Source organism: Lacinutrix chionoecetis (assembly GCF_053604665.1).
The window spans coordinates 5001-25134 of sequence record NZ_JBSHNQ010000065.1 but is presented as its reverse complement, the minus strand read 5'-3'; the positions used below and the strand labels follow the sequence as shown (position 1 = coordinate 25134).

General features: G+C 32.8%; 20 protein-coding genes and 2 rRNA genes (1 of these 22 running past the window's edge). 17 read left to right on the top strand and 5 right to left on the bottom strand.

What is annotated here, in order from left to right; all coding sequences use genetic code 11:
- Window position 1: 1 nt before the first annotated feature.
- From mltG to dapF, 3 genes are read right to left on the bottom strand one after another with little or no spacing between them, the layout of a single operon-like run.
- Window positions 2–1045 carry an endolytic transglycosylase MltG gene (gene mltG / locus ACVC43_RS02590; protein WP_452223004.1) on the bottom strand — a complete coding sequence of 348 codons (1044 nt, stop codon included), beginning with the start codon at window positions 1043–1045 and terminating at the stop codon, window positions 2–4.
- A complete protein-coding gene (locus ACVC43_RS02585) occupies window positions 1035–1565 on the bottom strand; it encodes a GNAT family N-acetyltransferase (protein WP_452223003.1) in 531 nt (176 codons plus the stop codon). The genes mltG and ACVC43_RS02585 overlap by 11 nt, the downstream gene beginning before the upstream one ends.
- The gene (gene dapF / locus ACVC43_RS02580) at window positions 1559–2338 is read right to left on the bottom strand and encodes a diaminopimelate epimerase (protein ID WP_452223002.1); all 780 of its coding nucleotides are present in this window, start codon (window positions 2336–2338) and stop codon (window positions 1559–1561) included. Before dapF ends, ACVC43_RS02585 begins: the two co-directional genes overlap by 7 nt.
- Before the next feature lie 135 nt (window positions 2339–2473).
- Between dapF and ACVC43_RS02575 the strand changes: the two genes are divergently transcribed.
- From ACVC43_RS02575 to ACVC43_RS02495, 17 genes are all read left to right on the top strand, one after another.
- On the top strand, window positions 2474–3889 hold the full coding sequence (locus ACVC43_RS02575) for a trypsin-like peptidase domain-containing protein (protein WP_452223001.1): 1416 nt from the start codon (window positions 2474–2476) through the stop codon (window positions 3887–3889).
- Window positions 3890–4051: 162 nt separating this feature from the next.
- The gene (locus ACVC43_RS02570) at window positions 4052–5500 is read left to right on the top strand and encodes a glyceraldehyde-3-phosphate dehydrogenase (RefSeq protein WP_452223000.1); all 1449 of its coding nucleotides are present in this window, start codon (window positions 4052–4054) and stop codon (window positions 5498–5500) included.
- A gap of 152 nt (window positions 5501–5652) precedes the next feature.
- The gene (locus ACVC43_RS02565) at window positions 5653–6174 is read left to right on the top strand and encodes a hypothetical protein (RefSeq protein WP_452222999.1); all 522 of its coding nucleotides are present in this window, start codon (window positions 5653–5655) and stop codon (window positions 6172–6174) included.
- A gap of 2 nt (window positions 6175–6176) precedes the next feature.
- Window positions 6177–6923: a hypothetical protein gene (locus tag ACVC43_RS02560; RefSeq protein ID WP_452222998.1), complete on the top strand. Its 747-nt coding sequence runs from the start codon at window positions 6177–6179 to the stop codon at window positions 6921–6923.
- 145 nt (window positions 6924–7068) lie between these two features.
- Window positions 7069–7704, top strand: coding sequence for a tRNA (guanine-N1)-methyltransferase (locus ACVC43_RS02555; RefSeq protein WP_452222997.1), 636 nt, complete (start codon window positions 7069–7071; stop codon window positions 7702–7704).
- A gap of 145 nt (window positions 7705–7849) precedes the next feature.
- Window positions 7850–8293 carry a GNAT family N-acetyltransferase gene (locus ACVC43_RS02550; protein WP_452222996.1) on the top strand — a complete coding sequence of 148 codons (444 nt, stop codon included), beginning with the start codon at window positions 7850–7852 and terminating at the stop codon, window positions 8291–8293.
- A complete protein-coding gene (locus tag ACVC43_RS02545; protein ID WP_452222995.1) occupies window positions 8280–8708 on the top strand; it encodes a PH domain-containing protein in 429 nt (142 codons plus the stop codon). The genes ACVC43_RS02550 and ACVC43_RS02545 overlap by 14 nt, the downstream gene beginning before the upstream one ends.
- A 17-nt stretch (window positions 8709–8725) precedes the next feature.
- On the top strand, window positions 8726–9115 hold the full coding sequence (locus ACVC43_RS02540) for a hypothetical protein (protein WP_452222994.1): 390 nt from the start codon (window positions 8726–8728) through the stop codon (window positions 9113–9115).
- A gap of 43 nt (window positions 9116–9158) precedes the next feature.
- Window positions 9159–9836 carry a tRNA (guanosine(37)-N1)-methyltransferase TrmD gene (gene trmD, locus ACVC43_RS02535; RefSeq protein ID WP_452222993.1) on the top strand — a complete coding sequence of 226 codons (678 nt, stop codon included), beginning with the start codon at window positions 9159–9161 and terminating at the stop codon, window positions 9834–9836.
- A gap of 69 nt (window positions 9837–9905) precedes the next feature.
- A complete protein-coding gene (locus tag ACVC43_RS02530) occupies window positions 9906–10391 on the top strand; it encodes a GyrI-like domain-containing protein (RefSeq protein WP_452222992.1) in 486 nt (161 codons plus the stop codon).
- A gap of 215 nt (window positions 10392–10606) precedes the next feature.
- The gene (gene rplS, locus ACVC43_RS02525; protein ID WP_452222991.1) at window positions 10607–10957 is read left to right on the top strand and encodes a 50S ribosomal protein L19; all 351 of its coding nucleotides are present in this window, start codon (window positions 10607–10609) and stop codon (window positions 10955–10957) included.
- Between the two features lie 792 nt (window positions 10958–11749).
- Entirely contained in the window at window positions 11750–12322 is a 573-nt protein-coding gene (locus tag ACVC43_RS02520) for a pentapeptide repeat-containing protein (protein WP_452222990.1), read from the top strand.
- Between the two features lie 167 nt (window positions 12323–12489).
- Window positions 12490–14712 (top strand): NADP-dependent isocitrate dehydrogenase, encoded by a 2223-nt coding sequence (locus tag ACVC43_RS02515; RefSeq protein WP_452222989.1) that lies wholly within the window; start codon window positions 12490–12492, stop codon window positions 14710–14712.
- A gap of 79 nt (window positions 14713–14791) precedes the next feature.
- Window positions 14792–17167 carry a TonB-dependent receptor gene (locus ACVC43_RS02510; protein WP_452222988.1) on the top strand — a complete coding sequence of 792 codons (2376 nt, stop codon included), beginning with the start codon at window positions 14792–14794 and terminating at the stop codon, window positions 17165–17167.
- A 5-nt stretch (window positions 17168–17172) separates the two neighbouring features.
- Window positions 17173–17988, top strand: a complete 816-nt coding sequence (locus ACVC43_RS02505; RefSeq protein WP_452222987.1) for a DUF4249 domain-containing protein — start codon at window positions 17173–17175, stop codon at window positions 17986–17988.
- Window positions 17989–18159: 171 nt separating this feature from the next.
- Window positions 18160–18999 carry an N-acetylmuramic acid 6-phosphate etherase gene (gene murQ, locus ACVC43_RS02500; protein ID WP_452222986.1) on the top strand — a complete coding sequence of 280 codons (840 nt, stop codon included), beginning with the start codon at window positions 18160–18162 and terminating at the stop codon, window positions 18997–18999.
- 28 nt (window positions 19000–19027) lie between these two features.
- Window positions 19028–19219: a DUF6095 family protein gene (locus ACVC43_RS02495; protein ID WP_452222985.1), complete on the top strand. Its 192-nt coding sequence runs from the start codon at window positions 19028–19030 to the stop codon at window positions 19217–19219.
- Between the two features lie 214 nt (window positions 19220–19433).
- On the opposite strand, the gene rrf is transcribed toward ACVC43_RS02495, so the two are convergent.
- Window positions 19434–19541 (bottom strand): 5S ribosomal RNA (gene rrf / locus ACVC43_RS02490).
- A 120-nt stretch (window positions 19542–19661) separates the two neighbouring features.
- Window positions 19662–20134: ribosomal RNA gene (locus tag ACVC43_RS02485) — 23S ribosomal RNA — on the bottom strand (it continues 2348 nt past the right edge of the window).

Sequence of the window (20134 nt, the reverse complement as noted above, 5' to 3'; positions counted from 1 at the left end):
ATTATCTATTTACGCCTTGTTTATTTATCCAGGCTACATATTCTCGCTTATTTGCATTATGCTGAGCTAATGTTTTTGCAAATTTATGGTAACCAAAGTTTTTAACGTTAGCTACAAAATAAAGATAATCGTGCTTTTCTGGATTTAAAACGGCGTCTATTGCAGATACATCTGGCATAAAAATGGGTCCTGGTGGTATACCAGCATATTTATAAGTATTGTATTTAGAATCTGTTTCTAAATCTTTGTAAAGAACACGTTTAATAACACGGTTAAAATCTCCGGATTCCTTTTTTACAGCATAAATTACTGTTGGATCTGCCTGTAATGGCATGCCTCTTTTTAATCGGTTTAAGTAAACGCCTGCCACTCTTGGTCGCTCATCTACTTTTGCCGTTTCTTTGTGAACTATTGCTGCTAAAGCTATAACTTCTGCTTTAGTAAGATCGAGTTGCTTTGCTTTCTCAAGTCTGTTTGCGGTCCAGAAACGATTATATTCTTTTAGCATTTTATCTCTAAAACTATCTGCAGAAGTATTCCAGTACAGCTCGTAACTATTAGGCACATACATGGCTAATGCCGTTTCAGTTTTAAATCCGTTTTTACTTAAAAATTCTGGGTCTGTCATCGCTTGTAACAATGAAAGGCTATCTGCTTCAATTTGAAAAGCAATACGTCCAGCCAAATCTTCAATACGTTCCTGATTATTGAATGCTATTTTAAGTGGTAAGTTTTTACTTCTAATAGAGTTAATAATCTCATTATTACTCATTCCTTTTTTAATAATAAAACGACCTGCCTTAATATTTGTGGTGTATTTTTTTTGTTCTGCTAAAGCATCGAAGCCATCAATATCTTTTAATAATGGTTTTAATTGTTCTCTAACTTCGGCGTATTTAGCATGAGTTGGCACAAAAATGTAGGCTTCTTCATTATTGAATGCTGTATTGGGTTTAAGCATGGCACCATAGATAAAATAGGCAAAATAAGCTGCTATGGCTAAACCTATAATGGCGATGGCAAAAAGTATTTTTTTAAAGTACATTATTAATTAGTTGATATAAATATTCGTTTTTATAGTTTCCGTTATGGAAATTCCAATCTTTTTTTAAACCCACCTTTACAAAGCCCTGATTTTCAAACAGGTTAATGCTGGCTGTATTTGCTTCAGAAATATTGCAATATAATTGATGTAAATCTAAGTGTGTAAAACAATAATCGGTTAACAATTCTATGGCTTCTTTCCCATAGCCTTTGCTCCTGTTTTCGGTATCCTTAATTAATATACCTATACCTGCTCGATGGTGTTTTGGGTCGAAATCGAATACATCAATCATACCAAGAGTATCGTCTTTATAATTCGAAATTACCAATCGTAATTGCTTAACTTCATAAATATCTTTGTGTGCATGTTCTAAATATTGTCTAATTAAAAACTTAGAATATGGCGTAATGGTACTGCTTAATTCCCAGATAGTTTCATCATTTTCAATGGCATGAATAAAAGCTAAATCTTCTGGCTCAAGGGCTCTTAAATATATATGTTTACCTTTGAGAGTTACCATTTTATTTCACCTTTAAAAACAAATGTGGCTGGTCCTTGAAGCCATATATTTTTATAACCTGTTGCTGTTTTTTCAAAAGAAACCAAAAGCTTTCCTCCTTCAACATTTAAATTTACAGTATTGCTACTTGTCTTACCTGTTGTATGCATTGCCAAGGCTACAGCTGTTACTCCTGTACCGCAAGATAAAGTTTCATCTTCAACACCTCTTTCGTACGTTCTAACAGCAAATGTGTTGTTATCTATTTGCTCTACAAAATTTACATTTGTTCCTGCATTATTGTAAGGACTGCCATTGCGTATTTTACAACCTTCTGCCTTGACATTAACATTCTCAATGTTTGTAACTAAAGTAACATGATGAGGAGAACCTGTATTTAAAAAAGTATGAGTGTTAAAAACATTTACAGCATTCACATCCTGCATCTTTAATTTTACAAAATCATTATCAATGGTCGCCTCGTGTAAACCATCTATTGCATTAAACGTTGTGTGTTTGTCTATAATATTTAACAGTTTTGCAAAGGCAACAATACAACGTCCACCATTTCCACACATGCTGCTTTCCTTTCCATCTGCATTATAATAGACCATTTTAAAGTCTGAAGTTGGATCGTTTTCCAATAAAATTAAACCATCTGCTCCAATACCAAAGCGTCTGTCGCACAAATGCGCAATTAATTTGGTATTGTTTTTGTTGAATATTGCTTGACGATTATCAACAAAAACAAAATCATTTCCAGTACCTTGATATTTGTAAAAGGTGTGTGTCATTAAATGAATTTTACTCCGACAAATATAGTGTATTGAAAATTTATTTGTGTTGTTAATATGACGTTAAAGTTGAATTTTCAACTCAATAAAAAATTATTTTTATAGTTATACTATTAATTCTAAACTAAATATAATATGAAAAAGATAGCAACGCTGGTTTTAGTTTCAGTCTTAGGAGGCGCAATAACTCTGGGAACATATAAAACCTTTCTTGAAGAAGAAAAAACAATTACAGAAACAGAACAATTTAATCAACCTTTTTTTCAACCTGTAAATTACAAGGCGACTAACACAAATTTGGCCGCTATTGAGGGTATGGATTTTACTGTTGCTGCAGAGAAAACATTAGACGCAGTAGTACATGTAAAAAACCTGACCTCTACTAATCAACAACTAACCATGCGTGATTTATTTATGGGACGTGCACCGCAGCGCAGACAGTTAGGTACTGGTAGTGGCGTAATAATTTCGCCAGATGGCTATATAATTACAAACAACCACGTTATAGATGACTCTGAAAATTTAAGTGTTACACTTAACGATAATAGGACTTTACAAGCTACAATTGTTGGTACAGATCCTAAAACCGATATTGCTTTATTAAAAATTGAAAGCGATGAGATTTTGCCATATACTACCTTTGGAGACAGCGATACTGCCAAAATTGGCGAGTGGGTATTAGCAGTTGGTAATCCATTTAATTTAACTTCTACAGTTACTGCAGGAATTATAAGTGCTAAATCCAGAGATTTATCTGGAGATAGCAGCCAATCTTTTATACAAACCGATGCAGCAGTAAACCCAGGAAATTCTGGTGGTGCTCTAGTTAATGCTAATGGAGAACTTATTGGTATTAATACAGCTATTACTTCTCAAACAGGTTCTTATATAGGTTATTCTTTTGCGGTACCAAGTAACATTGCTAAGAAAGTGATTCAAGATATTATGGAATTTGGAAACGTTCAAAACGGAATTTTAGGCGTACGTGGAGGCTCTTTAAATACCAATGCTGCCGAAAAGTTAGGCGTTGGAGAAACAGAAGGTTTCTATGTAGATGATGTAGATGCAGATACAGGTGCTGCCATTGCAGGTTTACGTAGTGGTGATATTATAAAGAGAATCGATAATATTGAAATAAAGAAATTTTCGGACTTAAGAGGTTACTTAGATACCAAACGTCCAAACGATAAGGTAAATGTTTACTTTTTAAGAAACGGCGTTCAAAAAGAAGCAGAAGTTACCTTACTTAAGGTTAACACGATTACCGTACCTATGATAGGTGTTTTAAAAGAAGCTAAACCTAAAGAACTAAGAAAATTTGGGGTAAAAAATGGTGTAAAAATAGAGCGTCTTACAAGCAATCAAAACTATGCTAACTATTGGTTAAACAATGGCATTCAAGAAGGTGATATTGTAACCGCAATTAATGATATTAAAGTAAATACGGTTGACGATATTAAAAATGTAATAAAAAACAGAATCGATAGCGAGCCGTTTAAAATTGAAATTATAAACTCTAACGGAGAGAGTCAACGTTACTTTTTTAGATAAATCGCTCATAGATTTACCAAATTTAAAAGGTGCTTTAGTTTATTCTAAAGCACCTTTATTTTTTCATCTAAAATGTTTTACGAAAACGTTTGAAATAACTATTTTTGCAAAAAATTTCAGCCAAGCTGAAACTCATTTATAAACCATTAAACACTTAAACGAATGCCAGTTAAAGAAACCTATGAAAACGAATTAGCTTTTCAAGCCGACAGACGTCGTGCTACCGTAGAATTTATTAAGATTGTTAGCGACCTTTGGTACGACAAATCTATAGAATTGGTGCTTTTTAGAAATCAATTAATAGATAGAAATGTTAGCGAGATATTAAACCTACATGAATATGCTGGTGAATTTGTGCAAAAGCCAATCTCGGTTTTTGATTCTGTAGAAATTGCTCAAGCTATTAAAACTTTAGATGTTCCACCAGCAAAACTGGATATTGGTAAATTAACTTACGAATACCATTTAGAAGAGCAAGAACACACCAATGCTATGGCATTTGTAGCAAGCAAATTAAAAGGTGCAAGTGCAACAGAAGAAATTACACCAAAAGATGTTGTGCTTTATGGTTTTGGTCGTATTGGTCGTTTAGTAGCTCGCGAATTAATGACACGTACAGGAAAAGGTAGCCAATTACGTTTACGTGCAATTGTAACACGTGGCAAAAACGATGCTACCGTTTTAGAAAAAAGAGCTTCGTTATTACGTAACGATTCTGTTCATGGCGAATTTTCTGGAACGGTGGCTGTAGATTTAGAAAACGAGTCTCTAATTATTAATGGTACAACAGTTCGTGTTATCGCTGCCAACCAACCAGAGGATATCGATTATACTAAATATGATATTAAAGATGCATTAATTATAGATAACACAGGTGCATTTAGAGATAAAGAAGCTTTAACACGTTTAAAAAACTCTCCTGGCGCAAATAAAGTTTTACTAACTGCTCCTGGAAAAGGAATTCCAAATATAGTACATGGAGTAAACCACTTAGAGAACAATCCAGATACAGTAGATATATTTTCAGCTGCTTCTTGTACTACTAATGCAATTACTCCTGTTTTAAAGGCCATTGAAGATACTTATGGAGTAAAAAGCGGACATTTAGAAACGATACATGCTTATACAAACGACCAGAATTTAGTAGATAATTTTCATAAAAAATACAGACGTGGTCGTGCTGCGGCATTAAACATGGTGATTACAGAAACTGGCGCTGGTGCTGCTGTTTCTAAAGCATTACCAAGTTTTGAAGGTAAATTAACATCCAACGCAATTCGTGTTCCTGTACCTAATGGTTCTTTAGCAATTTTAAATTTAGAACTAAAAACTAAAGCAAGTATAGACAGTATTAATTCTACTTTAAAAAAATATGCGCTTGAAGGAGATTTAGTTGAACAAATTAAATACGAAATGAGTGATGAGTTAGTATCAAGCGATATTGTTGGTAGCTCTGCTCCTTCTATTTACGATAGTAAGGCAACAATTGTTAGAAAAGATGGAAAAAATGCTATTCTTTACGTGTGGTACGATAATGAGTATGGATACAGCCATCAGGTTATTCGCTTAGCGAAACATATAGCTAAAGTAAGACGCTATACCTATTACTAATAGTTTACAACGTTTATATAACTCCAGACTAATTGGAGCACACATAAAAATCTCACAATAACATGTGAGATTTTTTTTGTTTAATAGTTCTTTTAACATAATTCAACGCAACCATTTTTAACCGCTCGCATCTATAATTAAAACGCTAACAAATGAAAAAACCAACTGTTAAAGTCATTTTGCTTTTTATGACTATAGTTTTAAATTCTTGCTTTTGGAATACTGCAGACGACGATTTTGTAAACCCAAACTTTCAACCTTTACAGCAATACGAAGCTGTTACCATGCTTAGAACCGAGTTTGAAAACGCCACGCTACTTCTACCACCAGAACCCATATCTGAAACTGGAAAAATTTATGTAAAAGATGGTTATTTGTTCATAAATCAACCAAATAAAGGATTTCATGTTTTTGACAATTCTAATCCTTCAGCACCTGTAAACATTGCTTTTTTGAAGGTTTTGGGTTCTTCAGATTTAAGTACAAAAAATGAAATGCTGTACATTAATAATGCAACAGATTTAATAGCTATAAAACCAAATTTTGAAAACAGCACTATCGAAATCACAAAACGCATTGTTAATACATTCCCTGAGTTAGCCTCACCAAGCAATTGTTGTTACCATAATACAGCAGAAAACGAAGTAATTATTAACTGGACTTTAATAGAATAACCATGAAAAAATATAGCATCATACTAATTTTATTCGTGTTTTTGGGTTGCGATTCAGATTCAAATACAAGTAATAATACTTCTGCATTTTCCGATAATTCAATTGGTCAAGGTGGGTCTTTAGCACGTTTTGCATTGTTTAACAACTACCTTTATACAGTAGATAATCAAGATTTAAATGTCTTTAGTATTTTAGACAACGAACAACCTGTACAGGTTAACGAAGTCCCTATAGGTTTTAATATTGAAACGCTTTTTAACTATAAAGAATATCTTTTTATAGGGTCGCAAAACGGCATGTATATTTATAGTGTTGCAACTCCTGAGACACCAGAATATCTATCAGAAGCACAGCATTTTACGGCATGCGATCCTGTGGTTGCAAACTTTACGCATGCCTTTGTAACCTTACACTCAGACATTGGTTGTGGTAATACATTAAACCAATTACAAATTTATAATGTTGAAGATTTACAAAATCCGGTATTGCTCTCTACCAGAAATCTTACACGCCCAATTGGGTTAGGGCTGTATAACGATTACCTTATTGTTTGCGACGATGAAGTAAAAATTTTCGACATTTCAAACCCTGAAAATGCACAATTAGTCCATAGTATTAATCGTGACGCTTTCGATGTTATCATTCAGGAAAACTTGTTAATATTAGTAGGTGAGTCTGGTGTTTATCAATACAATTTAGACAGTACCAATATTCAAAACACAACAGAATTAAGTACCATTAACATCTAATCTGTACTTTTTTAACGTATATATATAAGCTTCACAATTTGTGAGGCTTTTGTAGTATTATACTCTTAACTCATTTAAACTTTTTGCCAATAAACTAAACTATATTCTTTATTTTTGCAGCAGAAAAACAACCAATTTTATAACAATGAATTTAACTAAAGCATTTTTACTTTTATCATTAACCTTTTTTACGTTTCAACTTCAAGCCCAAGATACTAATGCAAATGATGCTGCAGAAGACAAATTGTCTTTAGATAGCGGTACCATAGACAGTCAATTTCAATATTTAACAGAAAAATCTAATGGCTGGAGAGATGAACGTGGTCAACGATACGAAGTAGTAAAAATACAATGGATAGATAAGTTAAAATCTAACACTATAGATTCTCTTAAAGCTGTACATAAGTCGCTAAACGAAACAAAAGCTGTGGTGACTAAACAAGAGCAAGAAATTTCTAAATTAAAAACGAGTTTAACATCTACTCAAGGTACTTTAGAGCAAACTAATACAGAGAAAGACAGCATGTCTTTATTTGGATTACAAATGAGTAAAAGCGGTTACAATGGGCTTATGTGGTCTATAATTGCAGGATTATTGGCTTTAGCTTTGTTTTTTATGTATCGATTTAAAAATAGCAACGCCATTACCAGAGACGCTAAAATAGCATTAGCAGAAACTGAAGAGGAATTTGAAGAACACAGACGTATTGCATTAGAACGTGAGCAAAAAGTACGCAGACAATTGCAGGACGAAATAAACAAGCATAAAAATTCTAATTAAGAATAGCTACGGTATTAATAGGTATTGTTTACTTACTATGTAATTTTTAATTAAGCACGATTTTTGAATACAAATAAAATCTGTAACTTCGGTTACAGATTTTTTTTATGTAATACTATAAGCTATACGAGCCCATTAAAAAATTATGATTATAGTTAAAGCCGAAATACAACACCTTAACGATCTATTACCATTGTTCGATGGCTACAGAGTATTCTATAAAAGAACAAGCAATATAGAAGGTGCAAAAAAATGGTTAAAAGAACGTTTAGAAAAACAAGACACTATTATTTATATCGCTTATACTGAAGATATAGCCGTAGGTTTTATGCAATTATTCCATAGTTTTACTTCTATTTCTATGAAACCGCTTTATATTTTAAACGATTTGTATGTTGCTAAAAACTATAGAAAACAAGGGTTTGGTGTAGCGCTATTAAATCAAGCAAAAAGAAAAGCAAAAGAAGATTGTTATAAATTTGTAGTCCTTCAAACTGAAAAAGACAATCCTGCACAACATTTATACGAAGGTTTAAATTGGAAACAGGATAAAGATTTGCACTATATTTGGGAAAATGAAAGTTTATAAATCTAAAATAGGACACAGCTTAATTATCATTATTTCACTCATGTGTGCTGGATTATTATTTTTAGCCTATTATAAAAACGCTCCAAGTACAATGTATTGGGCTTTTGGAATTTTTTCAGCTTTAATTATTGGTTATGTTATCTATCTAAATCTTTCAATTAAGTATATTATTAATAAAACAGACCTCATTATAAAATGTGGTGTTCTTTATAATAAAGAGATTAGTATTTATAAAATTAAATCTGTAGCACGAACAAGTATTCTCTTATCTTCTCCTGCTCCATCTTTCGATAGAATTGAAATAATTTATAATACCTTTGAATCTCTGGTACTTTCTCCAAAACATGAAGTTGAATTTGCCAAAGCATTAACAGAAATAAACCCAGAGATTATCAATAAGGTTAACAACAAATAACAAAGTCTATTTTACAAATGAAGAATGCCCTGAAACTCACCATCGTTTTATTTTTAACTGTTAATTTCAGTTTCGCTCAAGATTGTAATTCACTGCATATTGGAAAATTTCAATTAAACGATGATCGTATAGACCTACGTTGTATTATTGAAAGAACCGAAACAGAACAAACAGAATTGAACCTTAATACAGGAGAAATATTCACAGGATCTATAGAATGGATTGACCATTGTTCTTATATTTTTACATACCTAAAGACAAATAGTGAAAATCCTGCTTATCAAGTTTTCATAGGAAAGAAAATGAGAGTTGACATCACTAAAATTGAAAACAATAACATTTTTTTTGATGCTGTTATTGACGACATGGATTTTAAAATGTCTTACTTCATGACGCGGATAGAATAGTTATTAATCAATTCAACTATCTTTGTGCTAAGAGAATAAAACAATGAGAATAGACATAATAACCGTTTTACCAGAATTATTAAAAAGCCCATTTGAAGCTTCCATATTAAAGCGCGCAATAGAAGCTAATCTGGTTTCGGTTCACTTTCATAATTTAAGAGATTATACCACAGACAATTACAAGTCTGTAGACGACACGCAATTTGGTGGTGGTGCAGGAATGGTAATGACTTGCGAACCCATAGACAAGTGCATCACAGCTTTAAAAGCACAACGCGATTACGACGAAGTTATATACATGACTCCAGATGGTAATACCTTAAATCAAAGCATAGCAAACACACTATCCTTAAAAGAAAATATTATTATTCTTTGTGGTCATTACAAAGGTGTAGACCAACGTGTTCGTGATATGTTTGTAACTAAAGAAATCTCCATAGGTGATTATGTACTATCTGGTGGCGAATTAGGAGCAGCCGTTTTGTGCGATGCAGTAATTAGGCTTATTCCTGGCGTTTTGGGTAATGAGACCTCTGCCCTAACCGATTCTTTTCAAGATAATTTGTTAGCACCACCAATTTATACTAAACCAAGAGACTATAAGGGTTATAAGGTACCAGAAGTTTTATTTAGCGGTCACGCAGCAAATATTGAAAAGTGGCGGGAAGAACAGGCATACAAACGCACAAAAGAGCGTCGTCCAGATTTATTAAACGATTAAATTAATGAGAATAGATTTATCACAGGCGTATTGCGCAACGCTATTTACTGTGTAAAAACTAAAGAAATAATGAATGAAAAGCCAGAAATAGTAACTATTAATAACAAAAAACTTGTAGGACACGCTATAGAAATGTCGTTAACAGAGAATAAAACATTTCAATTATTCTCTGGGTTTATGCCCATACGTAAAAACATTCAAAATACAATTGGAAACGATATTTACGAAGTTTTAATTTATGACCATGAGTATTTAAAACAGTTTAATCCAAACAACACATTTATAAAGTGGGTTGCAGTAGAAGTAGAAAACTACGAAACGCTACCAGATAACATTAAAACCTTAGAATTAGAGTCTGGCCTATATGCTGTATTTAACTATAAAGGTCTGCCTCAAGATTTTGGTAAACTCATGCAGTACATCTATACAGATTACCTTCCAAAATCCATATATAAATTAGACAACAGACCACATTTTAATGTTTTAGGAGAAAAAACAAAACGCAATAGTCCAGATTCTGAAGAAACTGTTTGGATACCAATACAACCAAAATAATTTTTGTTCAGTCTGTTTTTACCTATTATCCTCTATGAAACAGGAAAAAAAAGACTCCAATTTGTTCTGTCTCAGCCGTAAATATTAAACATTAAAAAAAACAAATTATTTATTGCAAATTAGTATTTAATACTTATTTTTGCACCCAATTTCGGGTTAACCTCTGGCGATGTACGTGCATGTTGTTCTGAATTAATTATAAAAAACAAATAAAGATGGAATCTTTAATAAAATTTGTACAAGACGAATTTGTACCAACAAAAGACTTTCCAGAATTTTCGGCAGGAGATACAATTACAGTATACTACGAAATTCGTGAAGGTGAAAAAAGTAGAACACAGTTTTTTAGAGGTGTAGTATTACAAAGAAGAGGAACTGGAACATCAGAAACTTTTACAATTAGAAAAATGTCTGGAACAACTGGAGTAGAACGTATTTTCCCAGTAAACTTACCAGCATTACAGAAGATTGAAGTAAACAAAAGAGGTAAAGTTCGTAGAGCAAGAATCTTTTACTTTAGAGGTCTTACTGGTAAAAAAGCAAGAATTAAAGAAGCGAGAAGATAACAATCGCCTCCTTTTAAATAACATTAATAAGCCTAACTTAAACAAGTTAGGCTTTTTTGGTTATAAACAATTGTTAATAACCTAAGCTTATAACTTGTTGATAAATAGAATGTTAAAATCTTTGGATATCTTGAAGTTATAATGTACTTTAGTAGAACAATTAATAACAACCTCCGCGTTGGTTTCTAAATTTATTTTAGAATTTATATTTAATTGATTTTAAAACTTTGTTATGCAAATAACTAATGAGTTTTAAAATAAGTACTTAAAATTTAATTTTAAGTATTGATTGTTTTTTGAGATTTTGAAAATACCATATGTAGATATGATTATTGAAAAATCATGATATTTATAAAATTACAGTATGTTTTTCAGGTTGTAATTTAATAAATTGAAAGTTTCTGAAACAGTAGTAGAGATCGAAAGTGAATACGAAAGGACGAAACAAGACTTTAAACTACATACCTCGCGAAAGTGAAGTACACAAATTAAAGTTTCAAGAAAAACAATTACAGGTACTGAGGCGTAACAGGTCAATACATTTTGAAAGTTACCCAAATGTATCATTGATTTAACAGATTTTGAATCGAAAAGATGTAAAACTTACGTTTTAGATCGAGTTAGTGAAAGCTAAATAGATCAGTTGATGTTATCTCAAAAAAGCCATAATTCTAATAGTTAGATCTATTGTGTTATGGCTTTTGTTTTTAATAAAATTCAATAAGGTTTACACATTGTATTATATTAATTTCTATTTTCAAAAGAAATTAATAAAAACAATACTTTTGCAGCATGAACCTACCCTTTATAATAGATAAAACTTTTACTTCTAAAGATTATACCCTATCAAATCTGGCAAAAGCCGAATACGACAATTGCACATTTATAAATTGTAATTTCAGCGACACGTTCTTAAGCGGTATTTCATTTTTAGAATGCGAGTTTATAGATTGCAACTTTAGCTCAGTAAAACTTAAGGAGGCTTCTTTTAAAAATGTTACATTTAGTAACTGTAAACTTTTAGGCGTTCCTTTTAACGAATGTGATTCATTTTTATTAGCCATGACTTTTAAAAGTTGTGTGCTTAATTTCGCCTCTTTCTACAATTTGAAACTTAATAACACCCTATTTAAAGATTGTAAATTAGAGAAAACCGATTTTACAAATACCAATTTAAAACAATCCATCTTTGCTAACTGCAATTTAGATCAGGCTGTTTTCGATAACACTAACTTACAACAAGTAAATTTTAAAACGTCTTACAACTATGCTATTTCCCCATCAAAAAACCAAATAGAAGGTGCTAAATTTCTTAAATCCGAAATTTTCGGACTTTTAAAAGATTACAATATTATAATTGAATAATTTTAAGGACTAAAAATTATTAATTTCATAAAATGAAAGACAGATAATCAAAGTCTTTACAAATCCTGTTAAGTCACTTACTTCAAGCTTTAAATTAGTCTCTTAATTTCGTATATTCGCAATCCCGAAACGTTTCGGGATTTTACCAATTAAAACATCTTATTTATATGTCAACAACACCAAAAATCATTTATACAAAAACAGATGAAGCTCCAGCTTTAGCAACACGTTCTTTTTTACCAATAGTAAAAGCTTTCGTGAAATCTTCAGGAATAGATATCGAAACTAAAGATATTTCATTAGCTGCCAGAATTTTAGCAGTATTTCCAGATTTTTTAAAAGATGATCAAAAGGTTAGTGACGACTTAGCTTTTTTAGGCGAATTAGCAAAAAAACCTGAAGCTAATATTATAAAGCTACCAAATATTAGTGCCTCAATTCCGCAATTAAAAGCAGCGATAGCAGAATTACAGGAACAAGGTTTTAACATACCAAATTATCCGGATGAGCCTGAAAATGCAGAAGAAAAAGAAATAAAATCGAGATATGATAAAATTAAAGGTAGTGCTGTAAATCCAGTATTACGTGAAGGAAACAGTGATAGACGTGCACCAAAAGCCGTAAAAAATTACGCTAAAAAGAATCCTCACTCAATGGGAGCTTGGTCTAAAGATTCAAAATCTCACGTTGCGACAATGAGCAAAGGTGACTTTGCCCATAATGAAAAGTCTGTAACAATCGAAGAGGCAACTTCTGTAAAAATTCAACACACAGACTCAAAAGGTAATAAGACAATTTTAAAAGATGATTTGGGGCTACAACAAGGTGAAATTATTGATGCAACAATAATGAGTAAAAAAGCTTTAATCAGCTTTTTAGAAGAACAAGTTGAGGACGCTTTAGATAAAGGAGTGTTATTTTCGTTGCACATGAAAGCGACAATGATGAAAGTAAGCGACCCTATTATATTTGGGCACGCTGTTCGCGTATTTTTTAAAGACTTATTTGATAAACATGGCAAAACATTCGATAAAATTGGTGTAGATGTTAATAACGGTTTTGGAAATTTATTAAGTAGCCTCCACCAATTGCCAGAAAATAAGCACGAAAAAATTAAAGAAGATATTCGTTATGCTTTAGAGCATAGCGCAGATTTAGCCATGGTAAATAGCGATAGAGGAATAACCAATTTACATGTGCCAAGTGATGTTATTATAGATGCATCTATGCCAGCAATGATTCGTAACTCAGGAAAAATGTGGAATGCTGATGGAAAATCTCAAGACACAAAAGCTGTTATTCCAGATAGTAGTTATGCTGGAATTTACACAGCAACAATAAACTTTTGTAAAGAAAATGGTGCCTTCGATCCTACAACAATGGGAACAGTTCCAAACGTTGGTTTAATGGCTCAAAAAGCTGAAGAATATGGCTCTCATGATAAAACCTTTGAAATTGAAACTAAAGGAAAAGTTGAAGTTATAGATAGCAACTCAAACACGCTACTCTCTCATAACGTTGAAGCTGGAGATATTTGGAGAATGTGCCAGGTAAAAGATGCGCCAATTCAAGATTGGGTAAAACTGGCTGTAACCAGAGCAAGAGCATCGGAAACACCTGCCGTTTTTTGGTTAGATAAAAAGAGAGCACACGATGCGCAACTAATTAAAAAAGTTAACACTTATTTAAAAGATCACGACACAAACGGGTTAGATATTAGAATCTTATCTCCTATTGATGCTACTATTTTTACCTGTAAAAGGTTAAAAGAGGGCAAAGATACTATTTCAGTTTCTGGTAATGTATTACGCGATTACTTAACCGATTTGTTTCCAATTCTCGAAGTTGGCACAAGTGCGAAAATGTTATCTATAGTGCCATTAATGAATGGAGGTGGTTTATTTGAAACTGGTGCTGGTGGATCTGCACCAAAACACGTACAACAGTTTGTTGAAGAAAATCATCTGCGTTGGGATTCTTTGGGTGAGTTTTTAGCATTAGCTGTCTCTTTAGAGCATTTTAGCGATGTAAATAACAATCCAAAAGCAAAAATTTTGGGTGAAGCTTTAGACAATGCTACCGAAAAATTATTAGAAAATAAAAAAGGACCATCTCGTAAGGCTGGAGAATTGGATAATAGGGGCTCTCATTTTTACTTGGCATTATATTGGGCACAAGAATTAGCGCAACAAACAGAGGATAAGGACTTAGCCTCGCAATTCGCAATAATTGCCAAAGAGTTAGAGGAAAATGAAACTAAAATCGTTAAAGAATTAAACGAAATACAAGGTAAGCCAGTAAATATTGGTGGTTATTATGAGCCAAACGAAAAGTTAACAAACGCTGCAATGCGTCCTAACACAACTTTTAATGCTATCATAAATAAATAATAGCTCGATATTAATATTGTTAAAAGCTCCTGTAATAGGGAGCTTTTTTTATACTTTTACTTTTGAAAAAATGCTATAAATGATTAGAACAAAATTATTAATACTCATCTTCTTATGCTCTAAAATAAGTTTCCTTCTCGCTCAAGAAAAATTTACTCTAAGCGGTACAGTGCGAGAAGAAATAAGTAACGAAACTTTAATTGGTGTTAATATATTATTTCCAGATCAAAATGCTGGAACCATAACAAACGAATATGGTTTCTATTCTATAACATTACCTGAAGGGCAATATAATTTAGTATTAAGTTATATTGGTTTTAGCAATAAAACTCAAAATATCACTCTCGATAAAGATTTAAAAGTGAATTTTACGTTATCTGCTGCAACAGAAAGTTTAGAAGAGGTAGTTATAACAAAGAACATAGAAAAATTAGACCTTAAAAAGCCTCAAATGAGTGTGAACACGCTCTCATCATCGACCATAAAACAAATTCCTGTAGTTCTTGGAGAAGCAGATGTTATCAAGGCCATTACATTATTACCTGGTGTTACCAATGCTGGTGAAGGTTCATCTGGGTTTAATGTTCGTGGTGGTGCAGCAGATCAAAATTTAATACTTTTAGACGAAGCAACTGTTTTTAACTCCTCACATCTCTTTGGACTATTTTCTGTATTCAATCCAGATGCGATTAAAGATTTGAAATTATATAAAGGAGGTATTCCTGCTCGGTATGGAGGTAGGGTTTCTTCCGTATTAGATATCTATCAAAAAGACGGAAATAACAGAGAGTTTCATGCCAATGGTGGAATTGGCTTAGTGTCGAGCAGATTACTTATAGAAGGCCCTTTAAAAAAAGAAAAAGGATCATTTCTTTTAGGTGGACGAAGCTCGTATGCACATCTATTCCTTCCGCTATTCGATATCGATAATATCGCCTATTTTTATGATTTAAACACCAAGCTCAGCTATAATATTAACGATAATAATAATATTTACTTATCTGGATATTTTGGGAGAGATGTTTTTAGCTTGTCTGAAAGTTTCAGAAACACCTACGGAAATACAATTTTAAATTTTAGATGGAATCATCTGTTTTCAGATAAATTATTCTCAAACATATCGCTTATTTATTCCGATTATTATTATGGTCTGGATTTAGAGTTTGTAGAATTTAATTTTAATTCTGGTATAAGGAATTTCAATCTTAAGTACGATTTAAAGCATTACATTAATAATAAATTTAAATTACAATACGGATTAAATAGTATCTATTATAAATTCAATCCTGGAGAAATTGAACCTTCTACTCCAACTTCTGGAATAAATGCCGATAAATTAATCGATAAGTACGCTTTTGAAAATGCAGTATATTTAGATGCCGAGCATAAAGTTTCAAAAAAATTAACACTTGCCTATGGCTTAAGATTAAGTTCTTTTCTCCGTTTAGGACAGACTGAATTAAACGTTTATGAAAATAATCAACCCGTTACCTTTAACGACAACTTTCAAATATACCAAAGTGCAGATCCTATAAATACAGAGTCTTTTAGCCAAAGTGAAACTATAAAGTCATTTCTAAATTTAGAACCTCGTTTTTCAGCAGCCTATCAAATTAATCGTAATGCATCTGTAAAAGCAAGCTATAACAGAATGTCGCAATACTTACATTTATTATCTAATACTAGCTCACCAACACCATTAGATGTCTGGACGCCAAGTGGTAAGTACGTAAAACCGCAATTTTTAGATCAATATGCTGTTGGCTATTTTAAAAATTTTAAAGAAGGCGATTTCTCTTTAGAATTAGAAACCTACTATAAAGACGTAAAGAATAGAATCGATTATATCGATGGAGCAAATCTTATAGCAAATGATGCTATAGAACAAGTGATTTTAAACGGAAAAGCCAGAGCATATGGTTTCGAAGTGCTCTTTAGAAAAAATGAAGGTAAATTTAAAGGCTGGATTGCCTATACCATTTCAAAATCCGAACAAAAAACCGAAGGACGCTCACAAAATGAAACAGGAATTAATAATGGTAATTGGTACGATACAGGTTACGATAAAACACACGACTTATCCATTACCACCAGTTACAATTTAAATTACAAATGGGATTTTAATGTGAATTTTTTGTTTCAAACAGGTCGTCCAACAACATACCCAAACGGGCAATATATTTATAATGAGATAGTGATACCAAATTATAGTCCCAGAAATTCCACACGTCTGCCAAGCTATAATCGTTTAGACCTATCCGCCACTTACACACCAAAACCAAATAAAACAGAAGGATTGCAAAGTTCTTGGGTTTTTGGAATATACAATGCCTATAACAGACGTAACGCCTCATCCATCTCCTTCGCTCAAAATAAAGAAACAGGTACAAATGAAGCAACACGTTTGGCTATTTTTGGAGTTGTACCCTCAGTTTCATATAATTTTAAATTCTAAAAAAAATGAAAAAATTATTTTATGTGCTAATATCGCTTTTTATTACAACTTCGTGCCAAGATGTAATTGAGGTAGAAGTTCCCAATGCACCGCCAAGATTGGTTATCGACGCTTCGCTTAATTGGTTCGAAGCGACATCAGGAGCCTACCAAACTATAAAACTATCACTATCGGCTCCTTTTTTTAATAATCAAATACCTCAAGCAACAGGAGCTGATGTTTATGTTACAGACACGCAAAATACAATCTATAATTTTATCGACAGCAATAATAATGGTACTTACGAATGTTTTACTTTTATTCCGCAACTTAATGAAACCTACACAATTAATATAACATACAACAACGAAACATACACAGGTACAGAAACTATGAAAAGTGTAACACAAATAGACTATGTTGAACAAAATAATGAGGGAGGATTTACTGGTGACGAAATAGAAATAAAAGCCTTTTATACAGACCCTGCAGACCAAGAAAATTATTATTTTTTCGAATTTAAAGAAGAATTTGAAACCAATCCCTATTTAGACGTTTATGATGATGAGTTTACAAACGGAAATCAAATTTTTGCCTTTTACACAAATCCAGATACTCAAGTAGGAAATCAAATAGCAATTAAAAATTATGGTGTTTCAAGACAATTTTACGAGTTTATGTTCCTGCTACTACAACAAACTTCCGAAGGAGGTGGTGGACCGTTCGAGGTGCAGCCAGCAACAGTTCGCGGCAATTGTGTCAACATAACTAATCCAGACAATTATCCATTTGGTTACTTTAGAGTATCTCAAGCCACTGAGGTAATTTATTTTATAGAATAATATTTTTAATATTTTAATCTGGGCGTTACCAAAACATGCAAAAAAGCATGTTTTCGTCGTGTCATCCACTATATCTTTTTTTTGCATATATGCAACAAAAAAAAGGATGCCGCTACTACCACTAACGCAATTACCAACAATAATTAAACACAATTATCGTATTTTTGAATCATGACATTTGAAAAAACTACAGAAAAAGACTCAAAATATAATCATCTTGAAAAGATGAGTACCACAGAGCTCCTAAAAAATATTAATAATGAAGACAAAACTGTTCCAGATGCAGTTGAAAAAGCTATACCACAAATCGAACAATTGATTGAACAAATTGTCTTAAAATTAAAAAATGGAGGGAGATTGTTTTATTTGGGAGCAGGCACCAGCGGTCGCTTAGGCATTGTAGACGCCTCAGAATGTCCACCAACATTTGGCGTACCTCATGAAATGGTTATTGGACTAATAGCCGGAGGAGATAAAGCCATTAGAAAAGCCGTAGAGTTTGCAGAAGATTCTCAAAAACAAGGTTGGAAAGATTTAAATTCACGCAACGTTAGTGATAAGGATGTTGTAGTAGGTATAGCTGCATCAGGCACTACGCCGTATGTTATAGAAGCATTGAAAAAATGCAATAAGAACGGTATTACTACTGGGTGCATTACTTGTAATCACAATAGTCCGTTGTCTAAAGCTGCTCAATTTCCAATCGAAGTAATAGTAGGTCCAGAATTCGTAACCGGAAGTTCGAGAATGAAAGCTGGCACCGCTCAAAAATTAGTACTTAATATGCTAACGACGTGTACCATGATAAAGCTTGAAAAGGTAAAAGGGAATAAAATGGTAGATATGCAGCTTAGCAACAATAAGCTAGTAGATAGAGGTATAAAAATGCTTATGTCCGAACTAAATATTGACAGAACTATGGCAGAAGCATTATTAAAGGAAAATAATAATGTAAGAGCATCTATTAATGCCTATAATACTCAAAAAAATGGAGACAAAGAAAACAAATAAAGAAGTCTTATATAAGGGGTTAAAAAAAATGGGAATATCTTTAGTTCTTATGTTTTTAGGCCCAACAGTCGTGTATATCGCATTTAGTAACCAAGAAAAAATACTCTACATTCCATTATTAATATTTGGAATATTACTATGTAGTAGTGCTGTTTTCTTTGCTTTTAAAGGATTAAATATAATCCTTGATAGCATGTTTAAAAATAATGAAACCAGTTAATTCTAACTGTTTATTAGTTTTCATTTAATTAAGTAGAAAATTTGAAGATAAAAAAATGATTATAAAAAGCTGTTATTAAACTTTTGTTTTATAGGAAACAGTATCATTTTTTTTAGATTTACAGTTATAGGATAATCTTCGCTTTTAAAGTTTCAAAAATAAAAACCGATTATAAACAAAAAATCCTCAACAAATAAATGCTGAGGATTTCTAAAAAAGGCGACGACCTACTCTCCCACAAGTGTAGTACCATCGGCGCAAATAGGCTTAACTTCTCTGTTCGGAATGGTAAGAGGTGAGCCCTATCGCTGTAATCACCTTAAATCTTTCGGCGATAGTATATTACTATACTTAACCGTATAAAATAACATATTGAAAAAAGCACGCTTAGCGTGATTGACATGAAAATAAATATCTATTGAACTTTATAAAAAAACAGGCGTACAATAAGCCTATGGGTTATTAGTATCACTCGGCTATGACATTACTGCCTTTACACCTATGACCTATCAACGTGGTAATCTCCCACGACCCTTTAAAGAAATCTCATCTTGTGGTGGGTTTCGCGCTTATATGCTTTCAGCGCTTATCCCTTCCCAACGTAGCTACTCTGCAATGCTCCTGGCGGAACAACAGATACACCAGAGGTTAGTCCAACTCGGTCCTCTCGTACTAGAGTCAGATCCACTCAAATTTCTAACGCCCACTGTAGATAGAGACCGAACTGTCTCACGACGTTCTGAACCCAGCTCGCGTGCCACTTTAATGGGCGAACAGCCCAACCCTTGGGACCTTCTCCAGCCCCAGGATGTGACGAGCCGACATCGAGGTGCCAAACCCCCCCGTCGATGTGAGCTCTTGGGGGAGATCAGCCTGTTATCCCCGGAGTACCTTTTATCCTTTGAGCGATGGCCC